The 20,954-nt window shown below is 71.6% G+C and carries 17 protein-coding genes; 8 read left to right on the forward strand and 9 right to left on the reverse strand.

What is annotated here, in order from left to right; genetic code table 11:
* Positions 1 to 103: 103 nt before the first annotated feature.
* The 6 genes from ABD907_RS10890 to ABD907_RS10915 all read right to left on the reverse strand — a co-directional run bounded on the left by ABD907_RS10890 (position 104) and on the right by ABD907_RS10915 (position 6,947).
* Positions 104 to 1,405: an ADP-ribosylglycohydrolase family protein gene (locus ABD907_RS10890; RefSeq protein ID WP_345216281.1), complete on the reverse strand. Its 1,302-nt coding sequence runs from the start codon at positions 1,403 to 1,405 to the stop codon at positions 104 to 106.
* A gap of 58 nt (positions 1,406 to 1,463) precedes the next feature.
* Positions 1,464 to 2,315: a carbohydrate ABC transporter permease gene (locus tag ABD907_RS10895; protein ID WP_345216282.1), complete on the reverse strand. Its 852-nt coding sequence runs from the start codon at positions 2,313 to 2,315 to the stop codon at positions 1,464 to 1,466.
* Positions 2,312 to 3,298 carry a carbohydrate ABC transporter permease gene (locus ABD907_RS10900; protein ID WP_345216283.1) on the reverse strand — a complete coding sequence of 329 codons (987 nt, stop codon included), beginning with the start codon at positions 3,296 to 3,298 and terminating at the stop codon, positions 2,312 to 2,314. The genes ABD907_RS10895 and ABD907_RS10900 overlap by 4 nt, the downstream gene beginning before the upstream one ends.
* Positions 3,298 to 4,584 (reverse strand): ABC transporter substrate-binding protein, encoded by a 1,287-nt coding sequence (locus tag ABD907_RS10905; RefSeq protein ID WP_345216284.1) that lies wholly within the window; start codon positions 4,582 to 4,584, stop codon positions 3,298 to 3,300. The genes ABD907_RS10900 and ABD907_RS10905 overlap by 1 nt, the downstream gene beginning before the upstream one ends.
* A gap of 160 nt (positions 4,585 to 4,744) precedes the next feature.
* Entirely contained in the window at positions 4,745 to 5,902 is a 1,158-nt protein-coding gene (locus ABD907_RS10910; RefSeq protein ID WP_345216285.1) for an ROK family protein, read from the reverse strand.
* Entirely contained in the window at positions 5,895 to 6,947 is a 1,053-nt protein-coding gene (locus ABD907_RS10915) for a zinc-dependent alcohol dehydrogenase (protein ID WP_345216286.1), read from the reverse strand. Before ABD907_RS10915 ends, ABD907_RS10910 begins: the two co-directional genes overlap by 8 nt.
* A 211-nt stretch (positions 6,948 to 7,158) precedes the next feature.
* On the opposite strand from ABD907_RS10915, the gene ABD907_RS10920 reads away from it, so the two are divergent.
* The 8 genes from ABD907_RS10920 to rlmC all read left to right on the forward strand — a co-directional run bounded on the left by ABD907_RS10920 (position 7,159) and on the right by rlmC (position 18,082).
* Positions 7,159 to 7,569 (forward strand): glycosyl hydrolase 53 family protein, encoded by a 411-nt coding sequence (locus tag ABD907_RS10920; RefSeq protein ID WP_345216287.1) that lies wholly within the window; start codon positions 7,159 to 7,161, stop codon positions 7,567 to 7,569.
* A gap of 111 nt (positions 7,570 to 7,680) precedes the next feature.
* The gene (locus ABD907_RS10925; RefSeq protein ID WP_345216288.1) at positions 7,681 to 9,582 is read left to right on the forward strand and encodes an ABC transporter ATP-binding protein; all 1,902 of its coding nucleotides are present in this window, start codon (positions 7,681 to 7,683) and stop codon (positions 9,580 to 9,582) included.
* Positions 9,579 to 11,405, forward strand: coding sequence for an ABC transporter ATP-binding protein (locus tag ABD907_RS10930; protein ID WP_345216289.1), 1,827 nt, complete (start codon positions 9,579 to 9,581; stop codon positions 11,403 to 11,405). The genes ABD907_RS10925 and ABD907_RS10930 overlap by 4 nt, the downstream gene beginning before the upstream one ends.
* Positions 11,406 to 11,420: 15 nt before the next feature.
* Positions 11,421 to 12,191, forward strand: a complete 771-nt coding sequence (locus tag ABD907_RS10935) for a LamB/YcsF family protein (RefSeq protein WP_345216290.1) — start codon at positions 11,421 to 11,423, stop codon at positions 12,189 to 12,191.
* Positions 12,191 to 13,822, forward strand: coding sequence for a 5-oxoprolinase subunit B/C family protein (locus ABD907_RS10940; protein ID WP_345216291.1), 1,632 nt, complete (start codon positions 12,191 to 12,193; stop codon positions 13,820 to 13,822). Before ABD907_RS10935 ends, ABD907_RS10940 begins: the two co-directional genes overlap by 1 nt.
* Complete coding sequence (locus ABD907_RS10945) at positions 13,819 to 15,558, forward strand: acetyl/propionyl/methylcrotonyl-CoA carboxylase subunit alpha (protein ID WP_345216292.1); 1,740 nt, start codon at positions 13,819 to 13,821, stop codon at positions 15,556 to 15,558. The genes ABD907_RS10940 and ABD907_RS10945 overlap by 4 nt, the downstream gene beginning before the upstream one ends.
* Before the next feature lie 73 nt (positions 15,559 to 15,631).
* Positions 15,632 to 16,912: a cation:proton antiporter gene (locus tag ABD907_RS10950; protein ID WP_345216293.1), complete on the forward strand. Its 1,281-nt coding sequence runs from the start codon at positions 15,632 to 15,634 to the stop codon at positions 16,910 to 16,912.
* Between the two features lie 30 nt (positions 16,913 to 16,942).
* Entirely contained in the window at positions 16,943 to 18,082 is a 1,140-nt protein-coding gene (gene rlmC / locus ABD907_RS10955) for a 23S rRNA (uracil(747)-C(5))-methyltransferase RlmC (protein WP_345216294.1), read from the forward strand.
* Between the two features lie 3 nt (positions 18,083 to 18,085).
* Here rlmC and ABD907_RS10960 read toward each other — a convergent pair whose 3' ends face one another.
* From ABD907_RS10960 to ABD907_RS10970, 3 genes are all read right to left on the reverse strand, one after another.
* Positions 18,086 to 19,375: an MFS transporter gene (locus tag ABD907_RS10960; RefSeq protein ID WP_345216295.1), complete on the reverse strand. Its 1,290-nt coding sequence runs from the start codon at positions 19,373 to 19,375 to the stop codon at positions 18,086 to 18,088.
* Positions 19,372 to 19,956, reverse strand: a complete 585-nt coding sequence (locus ABD907_RS10965) for a winged helix-turn-helix domain-containing protein (RefSeq protein WP_345216296.1) — start codon at positions 19,954 to 19,956, stop codon at positions 19,372 to 19,374. The genes ABD907_RS10960 and ABD907_RS10965 overlap by 4 nt, the downstream gene beginning before the upstream one ends.
* Before the next feature lie 66 nt (positions 19,957 to 20,022).
* Entirely contained in the window at positions 20,023 to 20,952 is a 930-nt protein-coding gene (locus ABD907_RS10970) for a nucleoside hydrolase (RefSeq protein ID WP_345216297.1), read from the reverse strand.
* Positions 20,953 to 20,954 lie beyond the last annotated feature (2 nt).

Genomic DNA, 20,954 nt, shown 5'->3' on the forward strand with positions numbered 1-20,954 from the left:
CCGAGGTGGCGCCGTGGATGCCGTAGACGCCACGGGGTGCGGGCCGGGACATTCTTGACCACCCCGACGCGTCCGGTCGGCAGTGAGCTGCGTCCACCCCGTCTCATACCCGCCCGGAGCCGATCACAGCGAGCGTGCGCCGCGTCAGCTCGTCGATCGTGATCCGGTCGAAGTCGCGCACGGCGCTGCGCACGTGCACGTGCGTCGTGCCCACGAGCTCGCTCGGCACGGCAGCCGCACCGTGTAGAGCGCCGTAGACGCTGCCCACGGTGGCGCCGTTCGAGTCGGTGTCACGACCGCCGGCGATCGTCAGACCGACGGCCTCGATGAACGACCCACCCCACAGCAAGCCGATCGCGATGAGGGCGGCGTTGTTGACCGTGTGCACCCACGGGTACCGGGAGAACGTCCGGTCCACCGAATCGAGGGCCTCGGTGGCGGTCGCACCGCTCGCGCGCAAGCGCAGCATGTCGTTGATCGCGACCGCCAACCGGGAGCCGGCCGGCACCAGCTGGAGCGCGGTGGTCACGACCTCCTCGATGTCATCCGCGGCGAGGGCGCACGCTGCTAGCGCCGCCGCCCAGAGCTCGCCGAACACGCCGTTGCCCGTGTGGCTCAGCCGGGCGTCGACCAGCGCGAGCCTGGCGGCGGCAGCGGGATCGCCGGGGTTGACGTATCCGAAGGCATCGCCCCGGATCAGTGCTCCGATCCACTCGCGGTACGGGTTGGCGCGCGTCGCGGTCTCCGGCGGGCGAACACCGTGGACGAGGTTGCGGTACGCGGCCCGCTCCGCGGTGTAGGTCTGCGTGAACGGCACCCGGTCCAGCCACTCGCGCGCCACGTCCTCGGTGGTGAGGTCCGTTCCGTAGGTTTCCAGCAGGTGCAGAGCGACGATGGTCCAGTCGATGTCGTCGTCCCGGGGGACGTCGGAGAAGCGGCCGGCGGTGGCGACGGGCGCGGAGGGGTGCAGTGCCGGCACGCCCTCCGGGAGCGGGTCGAGCAACGGCAGGTAGCCCCGCAGCGGCCACTGACCGGCGGCACGCAGATAGATCTCGACCTGGCGGGGGTCGAGCCCCTCGATCGGCTTGCCGAGGGTGTTGCCCACGCAGCGCCCCAGCCACGCTCCGCGGATACGCTCGGCGAGCTCGAGGGACTCGTACGGTGCCGGCGCCACGATCTCGGCCAAGGCGTGCAGCGTCGCGTCGTCGTCCGGCTCGTCGAAGGTCCAGTCGGGGGAGCGGACCGCCCGCGCGAGCCGGACGGCGATCAGGTCGAGACGCGCCAGGTCTCCGTCGGCGGCCGCGGCCCTGGCTTGCTCCTCGAGGTCGTCGACCACGAAGCCGCTGATTCGCAGCTGCTCCGCCTCGTCGGGAACCAGGTCGCGCGGGTCCAGGACATCGTGCACGGTGTTGCTCCCTCGTGGTTCGTACGTCTTCCGGATGCTTGCCGCCGCGCCGGCGGGCTCACCCCTTGACGGCCCCGGACAGGAATCCCTGGGTCACCTGCTTCTGCAGGACCAGGAAGACGAGGACGACCGGAAGGATCGTGATCAGCGTTCCGGCCGCCAGCGGACCGATGTCGATGGAGCGGCCGCCCATGAAGACGTACAGCCCCGTGGTCAGGGGGCGATAGTTTCCGCCAGGCAGGTACAGCAGGGGGACGAGGAAGTTGTTCCAGTTCTGCACGAACGTGAAGACGGCGAGAGCGGCGGCGCCGGAGCTGACCAGCGGCGTCATGATCCTGACGAAGATCTGCCACTCCGACGCACCGTCGATGCGCGCGGCCTGCTCCAGCTCGTTCGGAAGATCCGTGAAGAAGGCCCGCATGAAGAACGTGCCGAAGGCGAGCCCCGTCGAGGCGAGCACGAGGTTGACGCCCAGCAGGGTGTCGAGCAGGCCGAGGCCGCGGAGCTGGAAGTAGAGCGGGATCATGTAGGTGAAGAAGGGGACGAGCAGCCCGGCGACCACCAGGTAGAACACGATCGTGCGGCCGGGGAAGGGCAGGCGCGCGAACGTGTACCCGGCCATGGTCGAGAGCACGACCACGAGAAGGGTGCTCGGCACGCTCAGCAAGAAGCTGTTCACGACGTAGCCGCCGAACCCGCCGACGGTCCAGGCCGAGATCAGGTTCTCGGCCGAGACCGAGGAGAAGAACCCGAACGGGTTCACCTGGACGTCCTCCGGCGTCTTCAGGGTCGTGGACAACGTGAGGATGACCGGGAAGAGAGCCATCAAGGAGAGCACGATCAACAAGGCGTGCTTTCCGGTCAGTGTGGCGAGGCGCCGCGACGGTGTGCGGTTCTGCTGTGCGGTCATGCTCCGGTCCCTTGCATCGACATCCGCCGCTGGAGGCGGTTGAGCGCGACGGTGAACGGGATGGCCAGCAGCGTGATGACCAGGGCGAGGGCTGTCCCGTAGCTGATGCGGTTGAGCTCGAACGCGCTCGAGTACGCGTACGTCCCGAGGACCTCCGTGGCGCCCGCGGGACCTCCGCCGGTCATCACGAAGACGATGTCGAACACGCCGAACCCCCCGATCAGCGTGACGGTCGTGACCATCAGGAACACGGGCATGATCTGCGGCAGGATGACGTACCAGAGGCGCTGGACGTTGTTGGCGCCGTCCAGGGTCGCTGCCTCGACGAGCTCGATGTCGACGTTCCTCAGCGCGGACAGGAAGATCACGAAGACGAACCCCGCGGTCGCCCAGATGGCGGTTCCCAGGACGGCGTAGAGCGCCGTGCTCGGGTTGCCCAGCCAGCCGGTCTGCAGCTCGCCGAGACCGATGACCTCGAGGACCTGGTTGAGCCAGCCGCGGATGGGGTCGTAGATCCATCCCCACACCACACCGATCGCAACCTGGGGCAGGACGTACGGCAGGAAGAACGCCACCCGGTAGACGGCGTGCGCGCGCCGAACGTTCCACACCATCAGCGCGAGCACGAGCCCGATGACGAGCGGCGCAGCCGTACCCAGTGCGATCCAGATCGCGTTGTTCTTCAGCGCTTCGCCCACCCGCGGGTCGACGAGCAGCTCCGCGAAGTTGGCGAGCCCCACGAACGGGGGGCTCGGGTCCAGACCGTCGAAGTCGACGAGGGCGAAGTAGACGGCGTTGACGAGCGGCACGAGGAAGAACAGGGTCACCATGACCGCCAACGGCGCCACCAGCAGGATTCCGAGGCGGGCCTGCGCGCGTCGGGTCACCCGCGGCGCCTGGTACGTCGCCGAGCGCTTGCGGGTCCGCCGGCTCCGTGCCGATCTCGTCCCGGCCGCCGGCCGGACGTCGGTCTGCGCCGTCATCAGCCCTGGGCCGCGTCCTGCAGCTGCTGCGCGACCTCGTCGGCCGTGGCCTGGTCGGACAGGATCGCCTGCATGCCGTTGAACATCACCTCGTTGAAGGCAGGAGTGGTCAGCACGTCGATGTTGAGGCCGAAGTCACCCTGGCCCGACCCGAACGCCTCGGCGTCCGCCAGCACCTCCTCGAACAAGGGCGAGATGTCCACGCCCTCCGTGTCGGCCGGGAACGGCGGGATGACGGTGAGGTTCTCGACCATCCACCGCCCGTGCTCCGGGGAGGCGAGGAAGTCGAGCAGCTTCAGCGCCGCGTCGGGATGCTCGGTCTCCGCTGTGATCATCGGCCCGGACCCGAGTCCGGCGCTGAAGATGCCGGGGCCGTCCGGGGCGGGGAAGGGGATGTAGCCGACCTCGAAGTCGGTGTTCTGCGTGATGCCGTCGGCGAGCCAGCTGCCGGTCGGGATCATTGCCGCGTCGCCCGAGTAGAACAGCGCGTTCCCGGAGTCGTACGAGATCGACGTCGGCGACGGCGGCAGGTATCCGGCCTGCTGCCAGCGCTCCCACAGCTCGAGCGCCCCGACCACCTCGGGGGAGTTCCACGACCGCTCGCCGTCGATGAGCTCCTGCATTCCCTCCGAGCCGATGCTGCTGGACAGCGCGATGCTGAGCAGGTGACCGCCCTGCCAACCCTCCTGGTCGCTCACCGCCAAGGGCACGAGATCGGCCTGGCGGACGGTCTCGGCCGCGGCCTCGAGGTCGGCGAGGTCCTGCGGTTCCTCGATGCCGAGCTCGTCGAAGACCTCGGCGTTGTAGAAGATTCCGAGGGTCTCCATCTCGCCCGGTATCCCGTAGACCATCCCGTCCTGGGTGACGCGCTCTCGTGCGAAGTCGTAGACCTCCCAGCCGTACTCCTCGTAGGCGTCCGTCAGGTCGTAGAGGAGGCCGGCCTCGGCCAGGGCGCCGCCGAAGCTCGGTCCCGATCCCCAGCTGATGACGTCCGGCGCATCGCCGGAGCGCAGCTGGGTCTGCAGGACCGTACGCATGGTGTCGAACGGCATGGTGTCCAGCTCCACCGTGATCCGGGGGTTCGCGGACTCGAACTCGTCGAGCCGGGAGCGCAGCCGGTCCTCCGCGGCCGCATCCTCGAGCTGCTCGACGAGGTAACGCAGCGTCACGCCCTCGCCATCGGCCGAGGGTTCCGATCCGGTGTCTGTGTTGTTGGTTCCGGTGCACGCCGTGACCGCCAGCATGAGGGCGGTCGCGAGCGGTACGGCAAGAGTCCGAGGCTTCATCGTCGTCGCAATCCGTTGGCGTTCGTCTGCCGCGGCCCGAGGTTCGATCGCTGCGGCATTGATCAGGGCGATGCCGGACCGGCGGCCGGCTGTTTGCCGGACTCTATCTTTTCAGCGCGCAATCAATTGTGTCAACCGTCACACTCGCCCGCGTACAGCGTCAGGCGGTCGCGCCGGCGGAGCCGCGCACCCGCGGGAACTCGGCCTGGATGGCGAGCGACGCGGCGCCGCGCGCCCACTCCAGGAAGTCCATCGGTCGCACGATGAGCTCGGCGCGCGGTGTCGGGTGGATGTCGTACTCCCGGAAACCCTCGTGCAGCGCGTCCGGCGCGATCTCGGCGAGGTGAACGCCCTCGCCGGAGAGGATGATGCGCTCCACGCCGGTCAGCACGGCCACCGCGTTGGCGGCGCGGCCGAGCGCGTGCGAGGCCTCTCGGACGACACGCAACGCGACGACGTCGTCCGAGGTGGCCAGGCGGAGGGCCTCCGCGAAGCTCGTCGCGCGATGGTGCCCGACGGACACGGCCGCCGCGATCGCGTCGGAGACGAGATAGGCGCTCATGCATCCGCGGTGGCCGAGCGGGCACAGCGGGCCCGAGGGCTCGACCGGGAGGTGGCTCACCGGCGTCGCCTCCGTCGGGACGATCTCGTCGTTGACGACGAGGCCGTAGCCGATCCCCGCTCCCACCGTGAGCAGGGCGAAGCTCTGATGCCCTCGTCCGTGGCCGAACCAGTGCTGCACCGTGGTGAGGCCGACGACGTCGTTGTCCACGTAGACCGGCACGTCGAGCCGTTCGCGGAGCAGAGCACGGAACGGGACGTCCTGCCACCCGAGGAAAGGGGAGTCGACGACGTTCTCACCTTCGGCCACGTGGCCACCCACGGTCACGCCGACGGCGTCGAGCGGCACGTCACCGCCGGCGCGGAGCTCGGCGACCACGCGTGCCACGGTCTCCACCACGTCCGAGGTCCGGCTCGGCCGGATCGGCACCGTCACGGTGTCCAGGACGCGTGCCCGCAGATCGGTCGCCACCGCGTACAGGGTGTCGGTCGTGAGCTTGACGCCGATGTACCGGTGCCGTTCCGCGAGCACGTCCAGGGCGAGCGCGGTCCTTCCGCGCTCGGCCGTGCGGACGGTGGCCGACTCCACGAGGAGTCCGGCGTCCAGCAGCGGTCGTACGATCCGTGTCACCGTCGCGGCAGAGATGCCCATGCGGTCGGCGAGGCTTGCCCTGGACTGCGCGCCGTGGACGAGGATGTCGACCGCGACGTTGCGCGCGAGGTTGGGCAGGCCGACGTCCGGCCGGATCTCAGACAACGTCGGCCTCTGCGCGATAGTCGAGGACCACCTGGAGGACGTCCTGGTCGGCGTCCAGCATCTCGAACGCCGCCGGGGCCTCATCGGCAGGCACGGTGTGGGAGATCAGACCGACCAGGTCGATCGACCCTCGGCGGGCGAGATCCAGGACCGTTCGGGACATCCGCAGCTCGTCCCAGCGGTGCTGCAGAGCCGGCGCGACGCCGGAGATCTGGGAACCGACGATCGCCACGCGGTTGTGATGGAACTCCTCGCCGAGCCGCACGGCGTCGGCGCCGCCCTGGTAGAAGCCGGCCGCGACCACACGCGAGCTGTACGCGACCGAGCGCACCGCCTCGTGCAGCGCGCCATGGTTCCCACTCATTTCGATGGCGACGTCCGCGCCGCGACCATCGGTCAGCTCGCGGACCTGGACGGCGATGTCCTGGGAGACGGGATCGAGCACGTGCGCGGCGCCTAGGTCAGCGGCGGTGTTCCGGCGGATCGCGACGGGGTCGACCACGACGACGTCCGCCCCGTTGAGTCGGGCGAGCTGGGCGGTGAGCTGACCCGGGACACCACCACCGAAGACGACGACCGCCTCACCGACGTGGATGTCGGCGTCCAGGACGGCGTTGAGGGCGATGGCGCCGATCTTGGCGAAGACTCCCGTAATGTCCTGGGCCCCTGCCGGCATGACCCTGGGCGCGACCCAGGCCGCGTCCCGGACGACCGATGAACGATGCCCCCACGTCCCCCAGACGAGGGCACCGGCAAGGGCCGGGTCCACGCCGGGGCCGAGCTCCGAGACCCAGCCCACCTCTTCGTATCCCCAGGCGTCCAGCGGGTAGGTGTGGGTCGCCTCGCCGGGGACGAACAACCGGCGCTCGGCGTCCCACCGGTTGCTCAGGTAGGGGTTCGTCCCTCGGTATGCGGTCAGCTCTGTGCCGGCCGAGATGCCCGACCATGCAGTCGTGAGCCGGACCTGACCTGGCCCGAGCGGCTCGTCGTCGACATCGACGACCTCTGCCTGACGCGGCCCGCTGAATCGGACGAGTCGTCCCACGAGGAAATCCCTTCTCGGTCGGCCCGCACCCGGCGGCCTGGACACCATTGCCGCGTCAATCCTTGCAACATGCAAAGAAGGAGGTCAAGGGGCCATGCCACCCGTGGGTCCGCCAGCGCCCCGCTCAGGCCGACCGGCGCCGCACGAACGTGGCCGAAAGCCACCGACGGCGACGTCACCTCCATGAGCGAGCGATAACGGGGCTGCCCGCGTGGGAGGACACGACGACGACCTCGTCGACGTGCGGCGGCTCGGTCACCAGCAGCACCACCGAGTTGGACCGCCCGGTTGGGAGAACATCAACGACCTCGAGCCCGAGCTCCTCGACGACTACCCGGCCACGCCCGAGGGCCAGGCATCGTGGTTGCGCGCCGGCCGGGACGTCGTCGCCGGCGCCCTCGGCGGGCGGGGCCCGGGGATCGTCTACCGGGAGCCGGCCTGGACGGCCGTGCACGGCGCCGGGTGGGATCCCGAGGACCCCACGTCCGGCCCATGCGGGCTGAACGGGCGAGCATGCCGTAGCGGTCCCAGCTGTTCCATCCCTCGGCGGGGCAGCGGCTGGGGAACGGTACGGGTCGGTCTGGTGGTTCACGCGACGCTCCTCGCCGCCGCGGGCAGTTGATGATTCCTTCTCCACAAGATGGCGCATTCTTTATGCGCGAAATTGTCCGTTCGTCTCATTCTGAGAATTGACGCGGCACATGTGGGCGGGTTGGGGAACAATGTGAGTGCGATGCCCCCTGATACCCCCGCCGGGTCCCACCTGACGACCCCTGCCTCCATCCGCCGTCTCTACCCCTATGTCCGCTCGGCGCTGCCGCATCTCCTCGGCGGCATGCTCGCGGCGCTCGGTGCCAGCCTCGCCGCGCTGGCGATCCCGCGGGTGCTCGAGAGGATCGTCGACGGCCCGCTGTCCGCGGCCGTCGGCGAACGCGACTTCTCCGCGCTCGTGTGGCCGGTGGTCCTCGTCCTCGCTCTCGGGATCGCGGAGGCGGGCCTGATCCTGCTGCGCCGGACGCTCGTGATGTTCCCGGGCACGCGCGTCGAGTCCGAGATGCGCATGGCGATGTTCCGGCACCTGCAGGACCTGCCCATCGCCTTCCACGACCGCTGGTCGGGCGGGCAGCTGCTGTCCCGGAGCATGGCCGACCTCGGCCTGCTGCGCCGTTGGCTCGTCTTCGGTGCGCTCCAGCTCGTCGTCAGCTTCCTCACGATCATCGTCGGTATCGGGATCCTGCTCGCCACGGCCGGGTGGCTCGGCCTGATCTATCTGGCCGGCTCCATCCCGGTCACGGTCATCGCTTATCGGTTCTCCCGCAGGTACCGGGTCATCGCCCGCATGTCGCAGGACCAGTCCGGCGACCTCGCGAACACCGTCGAGGAATCCGTGCACGGCATCCGCGTGCTCAAGGCGTTCGGACGCGGCCGGGACGCCCTCCACTCGTTCACGGGCCAGGCCGAACAGCTGCGCCAGACCGAGATCCAGAAGGCCAACACGCAGTCGATGGTGGTCGTCGCGCTGCAGCTCATCCCGGAGGTGACGCTGGCCGTCTCGATGGTGGTCGGTGCGGTGCTCGTCGCCGACGACCAGATCAGCGTCGGTGCGCTGGCGGCGTTCTTCGCGACGGCGGCCGTCATCAACGGCCCCGTCGTCGACCTCGGGATGACGCTGTCGATGACCTTGAACGCCCGGACCGCCATCGACCGCTACTTCGAGGTGCTCGAGACGACCAACGCCGTCACGGACCCGGCCGACCCCGACGAAGCGGGCACGCCGGCGTCCGAGAAGGGCTCGCACGTGCGCCTGCGTGAGGTGACGTTCGCGTACGACGACGCCTCCGCCCCCATCCTCGACAGGGTCGACCTCGAGCTGCCCGCCGGGACCACCACCGCGCTGGTCGGTCTCACCGGCTCCGGCAAGTCCACGCTGTCCATGCTGGTGCCCCGGCTCTACGACGTGACGGGCGGCGCTGTCGAGATCGACGGCGCCGACGTCCGGCGGCTTCGGCGCGCCGACGTGCGTTCCGCCGTCGCCGTCGCGTTCGAGGACCCGACGCTGTTCTCCGCCTCCATCCGCGAGAACGTGCTCCTCGGGGTCGACGACGCGATGCCCGACGAGGACAAGGAAGCGCTGCTGCACGAGTCGATCGACGTCGCCCAGGCAGCTTTCGTCTACGACCTGCCGGAGGGCGTCGAGACTCGCATCGGGGAGGAGGGTCTGTCGCTCTCGGGCGGGCAGCGCCAACGCCTCGCCCTCGCCCGGGCGATCGCCTCCCGGCCTCGGGTGCTGGTGCTCGACGACCCGCTCTCCGCGCTCGACGTCACCACCGAGGAGGCGGTCAGCGTCCGGTTGCGGGAGGTGCTCGCCGGCACCACCAACCTGATCATCGCCCACCGGCCCTCGACCGTGGCGCTGGCGGACCGGGTCGCGGTCCTGCAGCAGGGGCGCATCACCGCCGTCGGAACCCACCGCGATCTGCTGGCCACCGACCCGCACTACCGGTACATCATCTCCACCCTGGAGGAGGACGCCGCCGACCACGGCGTCGGACACCTGCCCGACGGCGACGCCTTCCCCGACGAGGACGGTTCCGCCTCCGGGGCCGAGGACCGGACGAGAGGAGCGCGGCTGTGAGCGCGACGCCACAGACCCGGCGCGTCACCGCGACGACGAACGAGGACGAGACACTCCTGAGCCTCGAGCAGAGCCACGCGGTCCGCAGCCGTTCGCTCGGGCTCCTCGGCAACCTGCTCTCTCCGCACAAGAAGGCCCTCGCCATCACGGGCATCCTGGTCGTCCTCTCCACGGTCGGCCAGGTCGCCGGCCCGGCGCTCGTCGCGCTCACCATCGACCGGGCTATCCCGCAGCTCGTCGAGGGCGACGCGACCCTCCTCAGCGTCTACGGGGCCGCGTACGTGCTGGCCGCGGTGGTCGGCGGGCTCGCCGGCGGTGCCTTCATCCGGCACGCCGCGCGCATCGCGCAGGGCGTGCTGCTCGACCTGCGCCGCCGCGTCTTCCGCCAGACACAGCGGCTCTCGCTCGAGTTCCACGAGACCTACACCTCGGGGCGGATCATCTCTCGCCAGACCTCCGACCTCGAGGCGTTGCGCGAGCTCCTCGACGGCGGCCTCACCGGCGTCATCTCCTCGATGATGCTCATGGTCTTCATCGCCGGGAGCCTCACCCTCCTCGACTGGCAGTCCGGCCTCATCCTGGCGGGTGCCATGGTGCCGGCGGGCATGCTGACGCGCTGGTTCCAGAAGCGCTCGCAGGTCTTCTACCGCCAGCAGCGCACCGCCTCGGCCCGGCTGATCGTCAAGTTCGTCGAGACCATGACGGGCATGCGCGCCGTCCAGGCCTTCCGGCGCGAGTCGACCACCGAGGGCGACTACGGCGACCTGTCGAACGACTACCGGGAGGCGAACCTCAGGACGTTCGGCCTCAACGGCCGGTACCAGCCCGGGCTCATGCTGATCGGCAACGTCACCGTCGCCGTCGCGCTCGCCGTCGGCGGGTGGCGGGTGCTGAACGGCACGATGGACGTCGGTGTCCTCGCCGCCGCGCTGCTGTACGTCAAGCGCTTCTTCCAGCCGATCCAGCAGGTCGGCATGTTCTACAACGCGTTCCAGTCGGCGGCGGCCGCCCTGGAGAAGGTCTCCGGCCTGCTGGCGGAGGAACCGACCGTCGTCGAGCCCGAGAAGCCGAGACCGCTGGAGAAGCCCCGCGGGGACCTGCGCCTCGACCACGTGCGATTCGCCTACGGTGACGGGCCGGTCGTCCTGCCGGACCTGGACCTGCACATCCCGGCCGGGCAGACGGTCGCGCTGGTGGGGACCACGGGCGCGGGCAAGTCGACGCTGGCGAAGCTCGTCACGCGGTTCTACGACACCACCGACGGTCACGTGCTGCTGGACGGCATCGACCTGCGCGAGCTGTCCTCGAAGGACCTACGGCGCGCGGTCGTCATGGTGACCCAGGAGGCGTACCTGTTCAGCGGCTCGGTCCGGGAGAACATCGCGCTGGGACGGCCGGACGCCCCGCAGGAGGACATCGAGGCCGCTGCCCGGGCGGTGGGCGCGCACGAGTTCATCCTGAACCTGCCGGACGGTTACGACACCGAGGTGAACAAGCGCGGCGGCCGCGTCTCCTCGGGCCAGCGTCAGCTGCTCTCGTTCGCCCGCGCGTTCCTCGCCGATCCCGCCGTGCTCGTCCTGGACGAGGCGACATCGTCCCTCGACATCCCGGGGGAGAAGCTGGTCCAGCACGGGCTGCAGACGCTGCTCTCGGACCGCACCGCGATCATCATCGCGCACCGCCTGTCCACGGTGGCGATCGCGGACCGGGTGCTCGTCATGGCGCACGGCCAGGTCGTCGAGGACGGTACGCCGGCCGACCTGATCGCCGGGGACGGTCGGTTCGCCGCGCTGCACACGGCCTGGCAGGACTCGCTGGTCTGACCCGGGAGGAGCCACGTGGCCACCATCGACCTCAACTCCGACATGGGGGAGGGCTTCGGGCGCTGGGAGCTCGGTGACGACGAGGCCATGCTCGGCGTGGTCACCAGCGCCAACATCGCCTGTGGTTTCCACGCCGGGGACCCCGAGGGCCTCGGCCGCACGGTCGAGGCGGCACACCGACGCGGCGTCGTCATCGGTGCCCACCCGGCGTACCGGGATCTCGCCGGCTTCGGCCGCCGCTACGTCGACGCCACGCCCGCGGAGCTGCGCGCCGACGTGATCTACCAGGTCGGCGCCCTGCAGGGACTGGCCCGCTCCGTCGGCGCGACCGTGCACTACGTCAAGGCGCACGGCGCCCTGTACAACACCATCGCCCACGACGAGTTGCACGCGTCCGCCGTCCTCGCCGCCGTCAAGGACGTCGACCCCTCCCTCGTGGTGCTCGGCCTCGCCGGTTCCCCACTCCTGGACAAGGCACGCGAGGCCGGCCTGGCCGTGTGCGCGGAGGCGTTCGCCGACCGCGCCTACACCTCCGGCGGCGAGCTGGTCTCGCGGCGGGAGCCCGGCGCGGTGCTGCACGACCCCGACGTCGTCGCCGAGCGGATGGTGCGGCTCGTCGAGTCCGGCACGATCGAGGCCATCGACGGTTCCGCGGTCCGGGTCCGGGCCGACTCGATCTGCGTGCACAGCGACTCCCCGGGCGCCGTGGCCATGGCGCGGCAGGTCCGCTCCGCGCTGGCACGCGCCGGCGTGGGACTCCGGGCCTTCGCCGGCCCAGCCGGCTGATGCGCGTGCTCCGCGCCGGCCTGGACGCGGTGCTCGTCGAGGTCGACACCCTGGACGAAGCCCTGGCGCTGCTCGGCTCGCTACACGAGGATCCGCCCGACGGCGTGACCGACCTCGTGCCCGGCGCGCGCACCGTGCTGCTGCGCTACGTCCCGGCACGCACGACGGCGGAGCGGCTGGCCCAACAGGTCGGCCGGCTACGTCCGGGCTCGACCACGCCCGCCGCCTTCGAACCTGCCGCCGGTGAGCCTACCGCCGGCGAGCTGGTCGAGGTGCCGGTCGTCTACGACGGCGAGGACCTCGCCGAGGTGGCCGAGCTCCGCGGCCTGAGCACCGGGGAAGTGGTCGGCCGGCACACCGCGCCGGTGTACTCGGTCGCGTTCACGGGTTTCGCCCCGGGCTTCGCCTACCTCTCCGGCGGCGACCCGGCGCTTCGTGTGCCGCGGCGAGAGACCCCGCGCACCTCGATCCCAGCGGGATCGGTGGCGATCGCCGGCGAGTTCAGCGGTGTCTACCCACGCGCCGGCCCCGGCGGCTGGCGACTGATCGGCCGCACGGACGTCGTGCTGTTCGATCTGGACCGGGAGCCGCCGGCGCTCCTGCGTCCGGGCGGGCGCGTCCGGTTCCTCGCCGTGCGCGAGGAGGTCCGAGCACGACCGACCGCGACGGGCACCGGCTCGGCGCGGCTTTCCACCGCTGCCACCCAGCCGACCGGTCAACGACCGCGGGGCACCCTGGAGGTCCTCGACCCCGGGGCGCAGGCGCTCCTGCAGGACCTCGGCCGCTCCGGCGTCGCCTCGCTGGGTGTCTCACCGTCCGGCGCCATGGACCGTGGCGCGCTGCGGCGCGCGAACCGCCTCGTCGGAAACCCGCCCGCGGCGACGACGGTCGAGGCTGCCCTCGGTGGGCTCACCCTCCGCGCGCACGGTGACGTCGTGGTGGCCACCGCCGGTGCGCCCGCTTCCGTCACGGTCGCCGGCCGAGCTTTCCCGCCCGGGACCGCCGTCGCCGTCGACGACGGCGAGACCCTCGAGCTGGGTGCCCCGGCCACCGGCGTCTACACCTATGTCGCGGTCCGCGGCGGGCTGGACGTGCCGGTCGTCCTGGGCAGCGGCTCCCGCGACGTGCTCGCGGGCCTCGGTCCGGAACCCCTGCGCGGGGGCGACCGCCTCGCCGTCGGGACGGACGCCGTCGCCGCGGTCGCCATCGAGGAGGTGGCCCCTGATCTGCCGGCGCCGGGGGAGACGGTGACGCTCGACGTCGTCCTCGGCCCGCGGACCGACTGGTTCCCGCCCTCGGCGCTCGACCTCTTCATCGCGCAGGACTGGGCCGTCAAGAGGTCGAACCGGGTGGGGCTGCGCCTGGCGGGCGAGGTGCCGCTCGAGCGCATCGACAACGCCGAGCTGCCGAGCGAGGGGACCGTACGCGGCGCGCTGCAGGTGCCGCCGGACGGTCAGCCGGTGCTGTTCATGGCCGACCACCCGCTCACCGGCGGCTACCCGGTGGCAGGAGCCGTCGCCGCCTACGATCTCGACCGTGCGGCACAGTTGCCGGTCGGGGCCTCCGTCCGGTTCCGTATCGCCATCTCGTTCGCCGAGCTGGCCACGACCGAGCAGGAGGGCGCTCGATGAGGAAGGTGCTCATCGCGAACCGGGGCGAGATAGCGGTGCGCGTCGCCCGGGCCTGCGCCGAGTACGGGGTCGCGTCGGTCGCGGTCTACGCCGACGCGGACGCCGACGCGCCCCACGCCAGGCTGGCCGACGAGGCGTACGCGCTGCCGGACGGTTACCTCGACGTCGACGGTCTCCTCGACGTCGCCGCACGCGCCGGCGCGGATGCGGTGCATCCTGGGTACGGCTTCCTGTCGGAGAGTGCCGCGGCCGCGGCGCGGGTCGAGGAGGCCGGCCTGGTCTGGATCGGGCCGACGCCGGCGACGATCGCCCGGCTCGGGGACAAGGCCCTGGCCCGCGAGGTGGCCCGCTCCGTCGGCGCGCCCCTCGCGCCGGGCAGCGACGGACCCGTGGGCTCGGCCGATGACGTCGTGGCGTTCGCCCGCGAGCACGGGCTGCCCGTGATGATCAAGGCCGCCCACGGCGGCGGCGGCCGCGGGCTCCGGGTGGTCCGGCGGCTGGAGGAGGTCACCGGCCTCTACGACGCCGCTGCCCGCGAGGCCGCGGCAGCGTTCGGCCGCGGGGAGTGCCTCGTCGAGAAGTACCTGGAGCGACCCCGGCACGTGGAGGTGCAGGTTCTCGGTGACGGCACCGGCGGCGTCGTGGTCCTCGGCACCCGGGACTGCTCGGTGCAGCGTCGCAGCCAGAAGCTCGTTGAAGAGGCGCCGGCCCCGTTCCTCACCTCCGAGCAGGAGCAGGTGCTGACCACGGCCGCGCGGGACATCTGCGCGGCGGTCGGCTACCGCAGCGCCGGAACCGTCGAGCTGCTGCTCGACGCCGACGGCCTCATCTCCTTCCTCGAGGTCAACACCCGCCTGCAGGTCGAGCACACCGTCACCGAGGAGACCACGGACATCGACCTGGTCCGCCAGCAGCTCCTCCTCGCCGACGGCCGACCCGTGGAGGTCACCGAGGACGTCCGACCGAGCGGGCACGCCATCGAGCTGCGTATCACCGCCGAGGACCCCGGCCGTGGGTTTCTGCCCGGACCCGGCACGCTCACACGCTTCGACCCACCCGGCGGCCCGGGCGTGCGGGTCGACGCCGGGGTGGTGGCCGGGTCGACCGTCCCGGCATCGTTCGACTCCCTCGTCGCCAAGCTCGTCGTCCGCGCACCCGACCGGACGACGGCGCTGCGGCGCGCCCGCGCGGCGGTCGCCTCGTTCACGGTCGAGGGGGTGCCGACGGTGCTGCCGTTCCACGTCCGGCTGCTCGAGGACCCGGCCTTCACCGCGCCGTCGGCCCGCTCCTTCGCGGTCCACACGCGCTGGGTCGAGGACGAGTGCACCTGGCTGGACGAGCTGGGGGAGAAGCGCGCGGAGCCGCCCCACGAGGACCCGGTGGTCCGCACCTGGGTGGAGATCGACGGCCGCCGCAGTCTGCTGGGACTGCCGACGGCGCTGCTCGCCCAGCTCTCGACGACCGGTCACGCGCAGTCGCCAGATCCGGCGCAGGAAGCCGGCACGGCGCCGGACGCCTCGTCCGACGGCGACGTGAGCGCACCGGCGGCCGGCATCCTGACGTCCTGGTCGGCGCCCGACGGCGAGCGCGTCGAGGCAGGCGAGCGGGTCGCCGTCGTCGAGGCCATGAAGACGGAACGCCCGATTGCCGCACCGCTCGCCGGCGTGCTGCGTCACGTCGTCACCGAGGGTGCGCAGGTCGGTGCGGGCGACCGGCTGGGCGTCGTCGAGCCGTAGCGCGTCCGGCCTCCGGGGGCCGAACCGGTCCGACCGTGGTTTCCTGAGCGGCACCGCCGAGGAAAGGGCACACGTGGAAGCGAGCGCGATCGTCTACGTCGCGGCAGGACTCACGGCGCTCCTGGCCGCCATGCTGCCCCGGGTGCTGAGCCGCGCGCCGGTGTCGATGCCCATGGTGCTGCTGGCCGCCGGCGTCGTGGCCTTCGCGCTGCTGGACCACCTCCCGGACCCAGACCCGGTCGCGCACCAGGCGATCGCCGAGCACGTCACCGAGATCACCGTGATCGTCTCCCTGATGGGTGCCGGACTCGCGCTGAACCGACCGATCGGGTGGCGCCGGTGGATCAGCACCTGGCGGCTCCTCGGCATCACGATGCCGCTGACCATGCTCGCGGTCGGGCTGCTCGGTGGCTGGTTGCTCGGAGTGGGCGCCGCCGCCGCCGTCCTGCTCGCCGCGTGTCTGGCGCCGACCGACCCCGTGCTCGCCAGCGAGGTCCAGGTCGGTGAGCCGTCCGACGAACCGGACGAGGAGGACGAGGCGAGGTTCGCTCTGACCTCGGAGGCGGGACTCAACGACGGCCTCGCCTTCCCGTTCACCTATATGGCCATCGCCATCGCCACCGCCGGTCTCGCGCCCGCCGGTTGGCTCGGGCGCTGGCTCGCCGTCGACGTGCTCTGGCGGATATCGGCCGGTGTCGCGGTCGGGCTCGCGGTGGGCTGGCTGCTCAGCAAGCTGTTCTTCCGGGCGCCGTCGCGCCGGCTCCGCCTGGCCGAGCACGGCGAGGGCTTCGTCGCGATCGCCGCCACGTTCGCCGCGTACGGCATCGCCGAGGTGATCGAGGGATACGGGTTCATCGCCGTCTTCGTGTGCGCGGTGACCATCCGGGCGACCGAGCGTGACAGCGGCTACCAGCGGGTGCTCCACGAGTACGTGGAACAGATCGAACGCCTGCTGACGGTCGTGGTGCTGGTGCTGCTCGGCGGCGCCGTGGCCCGGGGCCTGTTCGCCGAGCTCACCTGGCAGCAGGTGGTCTTCGCCGTGGTGGTGATCGTCCTGGTCCGCCCCCTCGCCGGCTGGGTCGGTCTCGCACGCGGCGACACCGATCTGCGCGAGCGGGGCGCCATCTCCTACTTCGGGGTCCGGGGGATCGGCTCGCTGTACTACATGTCCTACGCGTTGGGTGAGACCGCGATCCCCGAGGCGCGGGACCTGTGGGCCGTCGTCGGGCTCGTCGTCGTCAGCTCCGTGGTGCTGCACGGCAGCACCGCGACGCCGGTGATGTCCTTCCTCGACCGGCGACGACGGCAGAGCCTCCCCGCTCGCGACGACGAGGCGCCGGGGCCGCCCGCCTGACCGGCCTGATCCGCCTAGACTCGACCCGCCATGCAGTGCTCCTACTTCGACGCGGCCCTGTGCCTGTCGTGCACGCTCATGGGACAGCCCTACGCCGACCAGCTCGCCGCCAAGCAGCGCCACTGCGCCGACCTGCTGACCGCGTACCCGGACACGGAGTGGTTGCCGCCGGTGGCGAGCACCGAGTCGGGATATCGCAACAAGGCCAAGATGGTCGTCACGGGGACGGTCGAGGCCCCGCGACTGGGAATCCTCGACGCCGCCGGCAACGGCGTCGACCTGCAGGGCTGCGGCGTCAACAGTCCCGGCCTCCGTGCGGTGCTCCCCACGCTGGCGGCCTTCGTCACGCGCGCACGGCTCATGCCCTACGACGTTCCCGCACGGCGCGGTGAGCTGAAGTACCTGCTGCTCACCGAGTCGCCCGACGGGCAGGTCCTGCTCCGGTTCGTGCTGCGGACCGACGAGTCCGTGCCGCGCATCCGCAAGCACCTCGGATCTCTGCTGGCGGAGCTGCCGCAGCTGGCCGTCGTCACGGCCAACCTCCAGCCCGAGCACAAGGCCGTCCTCGAGGGCGAGCGCGAGATCCCGCTGACCGCCCGGACCACCATGCGGATGCCGGTCAACGGTCTCGGGCTCCAGCTGCTGCCGAAGAGCTTCTTCCAGACCAACACGCAGGTCGCGGCCGCCCTGTACCGCCAGGGCCGGGACTGGGTCGACGAGGTCGCGCCGTCGGACGTGTGGGACCTGTACTGCGGCGTGGGCGGCTTCGCGCTGCACAGCGCCGGACCCGGACGGACGGTGACCGGCATCGAGATCAGCCGGGAGGCCGTGGCCGCGGCCGAGGCCGCCCGGGACGAGGCCGGGTTGACCGGCGTCCGGTTCGCGGCCAGGGATGCCACCGCGTTCGCTGTCGGGGCCGCGGACGTGCCGGACCTGGTGGTGGTGAACCCGCCGCGGCGCGGCATCGGGGCGGCGCTGAGCGGGTGGCTCGAGTCCTCGGGCGTGCGCCACGTCGTCTACTCCAGCTGCAACGCCGTCTCGCTCGCGAAGGACCTGGCGGCCATGCCGTCGATGGTTCCGCGGCGCGCCCGGGTGCTCGATATGTTCCCGCAGACGCGCCACTACGAGGTGATGGTGCTGCTGGAGCGGACGGCGGCAACCGTCGGGTGACGGCTACACGCTGACGGCCGTTCTCAGGGCCCGCAGCTCACGCTCGCGACGGACCGCCGGGACGAGAAACACCGCACCCGCCACGCTCGCCAGCCCGCCGATCAGCATGGCCGCCGGCGTGGAGATCGCCTCCGCTGTCCATCCGAGCGCCGGGGAGGCTACGGCGTAGGCGGCGAACCCGGTCATGGAGGCCATGGACAGGACGGTCGCGCGGTTGCCCGCGCCGGCCTCGCGGTGGATCAGCGCCCGCAGCAGCGGTCCGCCGGAGCCGTGCAGCCCGTACGTCACCAGGTACGCGGCGACCAGCGCGGCCGGCCCGGCCACGAGTCCCATCCAGGCCGCGCCGAGCCCGTTGAGCACGCGGGCGAGCACCGCCGCGCGTGCGACGCCGATCCGCCGCGACGCCGCACCGCCCAGGGCGGCTCCGAGGGCGAAGACCGCCCAGCCGACCGAGGCCACGGGCCCCATGAGCGCCCCGGCCCGCTCCTCGCTGTCGAGGAGCTCGGCGAGCCGGATCGGCTGGAACGACTCCATGACGACCATCGCGACCGCCCAGAACGCCTCGACGACCAGCAGGCCGAGCAGCACCCGGTTGCCGCGCGCGAGCCGCAGCCCGGACATGACGACGGACGGGGTCCCGCGCGCCGAGAGCACGGCTCGGCGCAGACCCGTGGCGGCCGACGGGGACGCCCTTGTCGACGTGCTGGTCTCGCGCAGCAGCACGCAGACCATGACCAGGTGCCCGACGGCGAGCGCTGTGTACACCGCGTAGGGGAGCGTCAGCGCGGACCAGAGCGGAAGCGGGTGCCACCACACGAGCCCGCCCGACATGAGCGCTCCGAGGGCGATCGAGACGCCCAGGACGGTGCCTTGGCGGGAGAGCGTCCGGTCGACGTCGGCGCCCGGCGTCGTGGCGTGCACAGTGTCGACGAACCACGCCTCGAGCGGCCCCGAGTCCAGCGCCCGGAAGATGCCCATGGCCACCGCGGCGACGGCAAAGGCCCAGAACGACTGGGCGACCAGGTACAGCGACGCGGCGACCACCTGCACCGCCGCGGCGGTGATCAGCACGGGACGGCGTCCGAGGACGTCGGCCGTGCCTCCGGTGGGCAGCTCGAGGACGAACACCGCCAGGCCGGTCAGCGACGCGAGCGTGAGGGTCTGCGTCACGGTCAGGCCGCGCTCGATCGGCAGCAGGGTGACCGCCGAGACGATGAGCCCCACCGGGAACCAGCGAGTGGCGGTGAGCAGCAGGAAGATCCGCCGGGCGGCCGCCGGGGAGAGCGCCGTCATCGCCGTGCGTCGCCGGGGACGGCGTCGGGCTCGAGCGGGAAGGCGAAGCGCCACACGTGGATCCGGCGTGCCCGCGGGTCACCCGTGCCGGCGTTCTTGTACCGCTCGACGACGGCGGTGAGCTCCTCCCGCATCTCGGCCGCCTGCTCCGGGTTCACCTCGACCCAGGCGTCGCTCATCCCGATGGCGTCCTGCCACTCGGCCGGCCAGGCCTCCTCCACGTCGAGCCAGCGCGAGTAGGCGGTGTCGAACTGGCGGTGGTAGTCGCGCACGAGCCAGCCGGCGGCGGTACGGGCGTCCTCGTCCCCGGAGAAGGCGGAACCCTGCCAGCCGTGGCTCTCGGTGGTCGGCCGCCAGAGCCGCTCCTTGCCGCGGCCCTCGCCGGTGTCCTCGACTAGGCCGACGGACTCGAGCCGGCGAAGGTGATAGCTGGTGGCGCCGGTGTTGGTGGCGAGCTCGCGCGCCAGCGCGGTCGCGGACGAGGGTCCGTCCCGGCGCAGCAGGGTCAGCAGCCGCGATCTCAAGGGGTGCGCGAGCACCTTGACGGATTCGTTGGTGAGTTCGGTGTGAGACCACGACATGTGGGCACAATAGTTCTGCACAACATGTGTGCACAAGAATTGTGCGAGGTTTAGCGAGGTGTCAGTTCAGTGCCGGACGAGGACCTGGGTGTACCGGGACACGAGGGCCGCGGCGTCCACCTCGGTGGCCACCCGCACGGGCGACCAGGCCTCGCGGGCGTCGATCTCGTGGTCCGGACCACGGCGGTCGGCCACGGTCATACCGCGGGTGAGCCCGGGCCGGGTGTCGACCGTGACCGGCAGCTCAGTCCAGGTCACGGCGTCGACGCCGAGGCTCGCCACCAGCCCGGCATCGCCGAGGTAGGCGCGGCCGGAAGGCCCGTTGACCGCGAGGTTGTGCAGGATCTCGCCCGCCAGACGGCCGGCCACGTCGGCGGAGCCGCGCAGCGCCGCGACGCCCGAGGAGTCGAGCGCCGGCCGGTAGAAGACGTCCATGCCGTACATGCTCACGGGCCAACCGGCGGCGAGGACCACGGCGGCCGCCTCAGGGTCGCTCCACACGTTGAACTCCGCGACCGGGGTCACGTTGCCCGGGCCGATGCTGCCGCCCATCAGCCGCAGCTCCGCCACCCGCGGCACGACCTCCGGGTAGGTCCGCGCGAGCAGGGCCAGGTTGGTCAGCGGTGCCAGCGCCACCACCGTGACCGGATCCGGGGCGCCCAGGATCGTCTCGCGCAGCAGCTCGACGGCGTGACCTCCCTCGAGCGAGCACGGCTCACCGGGCGGTACGACGCCGACCATCCCGTCGTCGCCGTGCACGCGCGTGAACTCCCGGCGCTCGGTCAGGAGCGGCCGGCCGGTGCCGGCGGCGACCGGGACGCGGGATCTCAGCGCACCGACGACTGCGGTGGTGTTGCGGACCACTCGGTCCAACCCGACGTTGCCGGCCACGCACGTGACGGCACGTACGCGCAGGTCGGCGCAACGCAGCGCGTAGAGCAGGGCCAGCGCGTCGTCGGCGCCGGTGTCCACGTCCAGGACGACGTCGCGGCTCATGA

It is taken from the genome of Georgenia halophila, assembly GCF_039541595.1.

Excerpts from the sequence above, each read along its gene's own strand:
- ABD907_RS10895 (WP_345216282.1), bottom strand. The coding sequence starts at position 2,315 with ATGACCGCACAGCAGAACCGCACACCGTCGCGGCGCCTCGCCACACTG.
- ABD907_RS10900 (WP_345216283.1), bottom strand. The coding sequence starts at position 3,298 with ATGACGGCGCAGACCGACGTCCGGCCGGCGGCCGGGACGAGATCGGCA.
- ABD907_RS10905 (WP_345216284.1), bottom strand. The coding sequence starts at position 4,584 with ATGAAGCCTCGGACTCTTGCCGTACCGCTCGCGACCGCCCTCATGCTG.
- ABD907_RS10925 (WP_345216288.1), top strand. The coding sequence starts at position 7,681 with ATGCCCCCTGATACCCCCGCCGGGTCCCACCTGACGACCCCTGCCTCC.
- ABD907_RS10940 (WP_345216291.1), top strand. The coding sequence starts at position 12,191 with ATGCGCGTGCTCCGCGCCGGCCTGGACGCGGTGCTCGTCGAGGTCGAC.
- ABD907_RS10945 (WP_345216292.1), top strand. The coding sequence starts at position 13,819 with ATGAGGAAGGTGCTCATCGCGAACCGGGGCGAGATAGCGGTGCGCGTC.
- rlmC (WP_345216294.1), top strand. The coding sequence starts at position 16,943 with ATGCAGTGCTCCTACTTCGACGCGGCCCTGTGCCTGTCGTGCACGCTC.
- ABD907_RS10960 (WP_345216295.1), bottom strand. The coding sequence starts at position 19,375 with ATGACGGCGCTCTCCCCGGCGGCCGCCCGGCGGATCTTCCTGCTGCTC.
- ABD907_RS10965 (WP_345216296.1), bottom strand. The coding sequence starts at position 19,956 with ATGTCGTGGTCTCACACCGAACTCACCAACGAATCCGTCAAGGTGCTC.
- ABD907_RS10970 (WP_345216297.1), bottom strand. The coding sequence starts at position 20,952 with ATGAGCCGCGACGTCGTCCTGGACGTGGACACCGGCGCCGACGACGCG.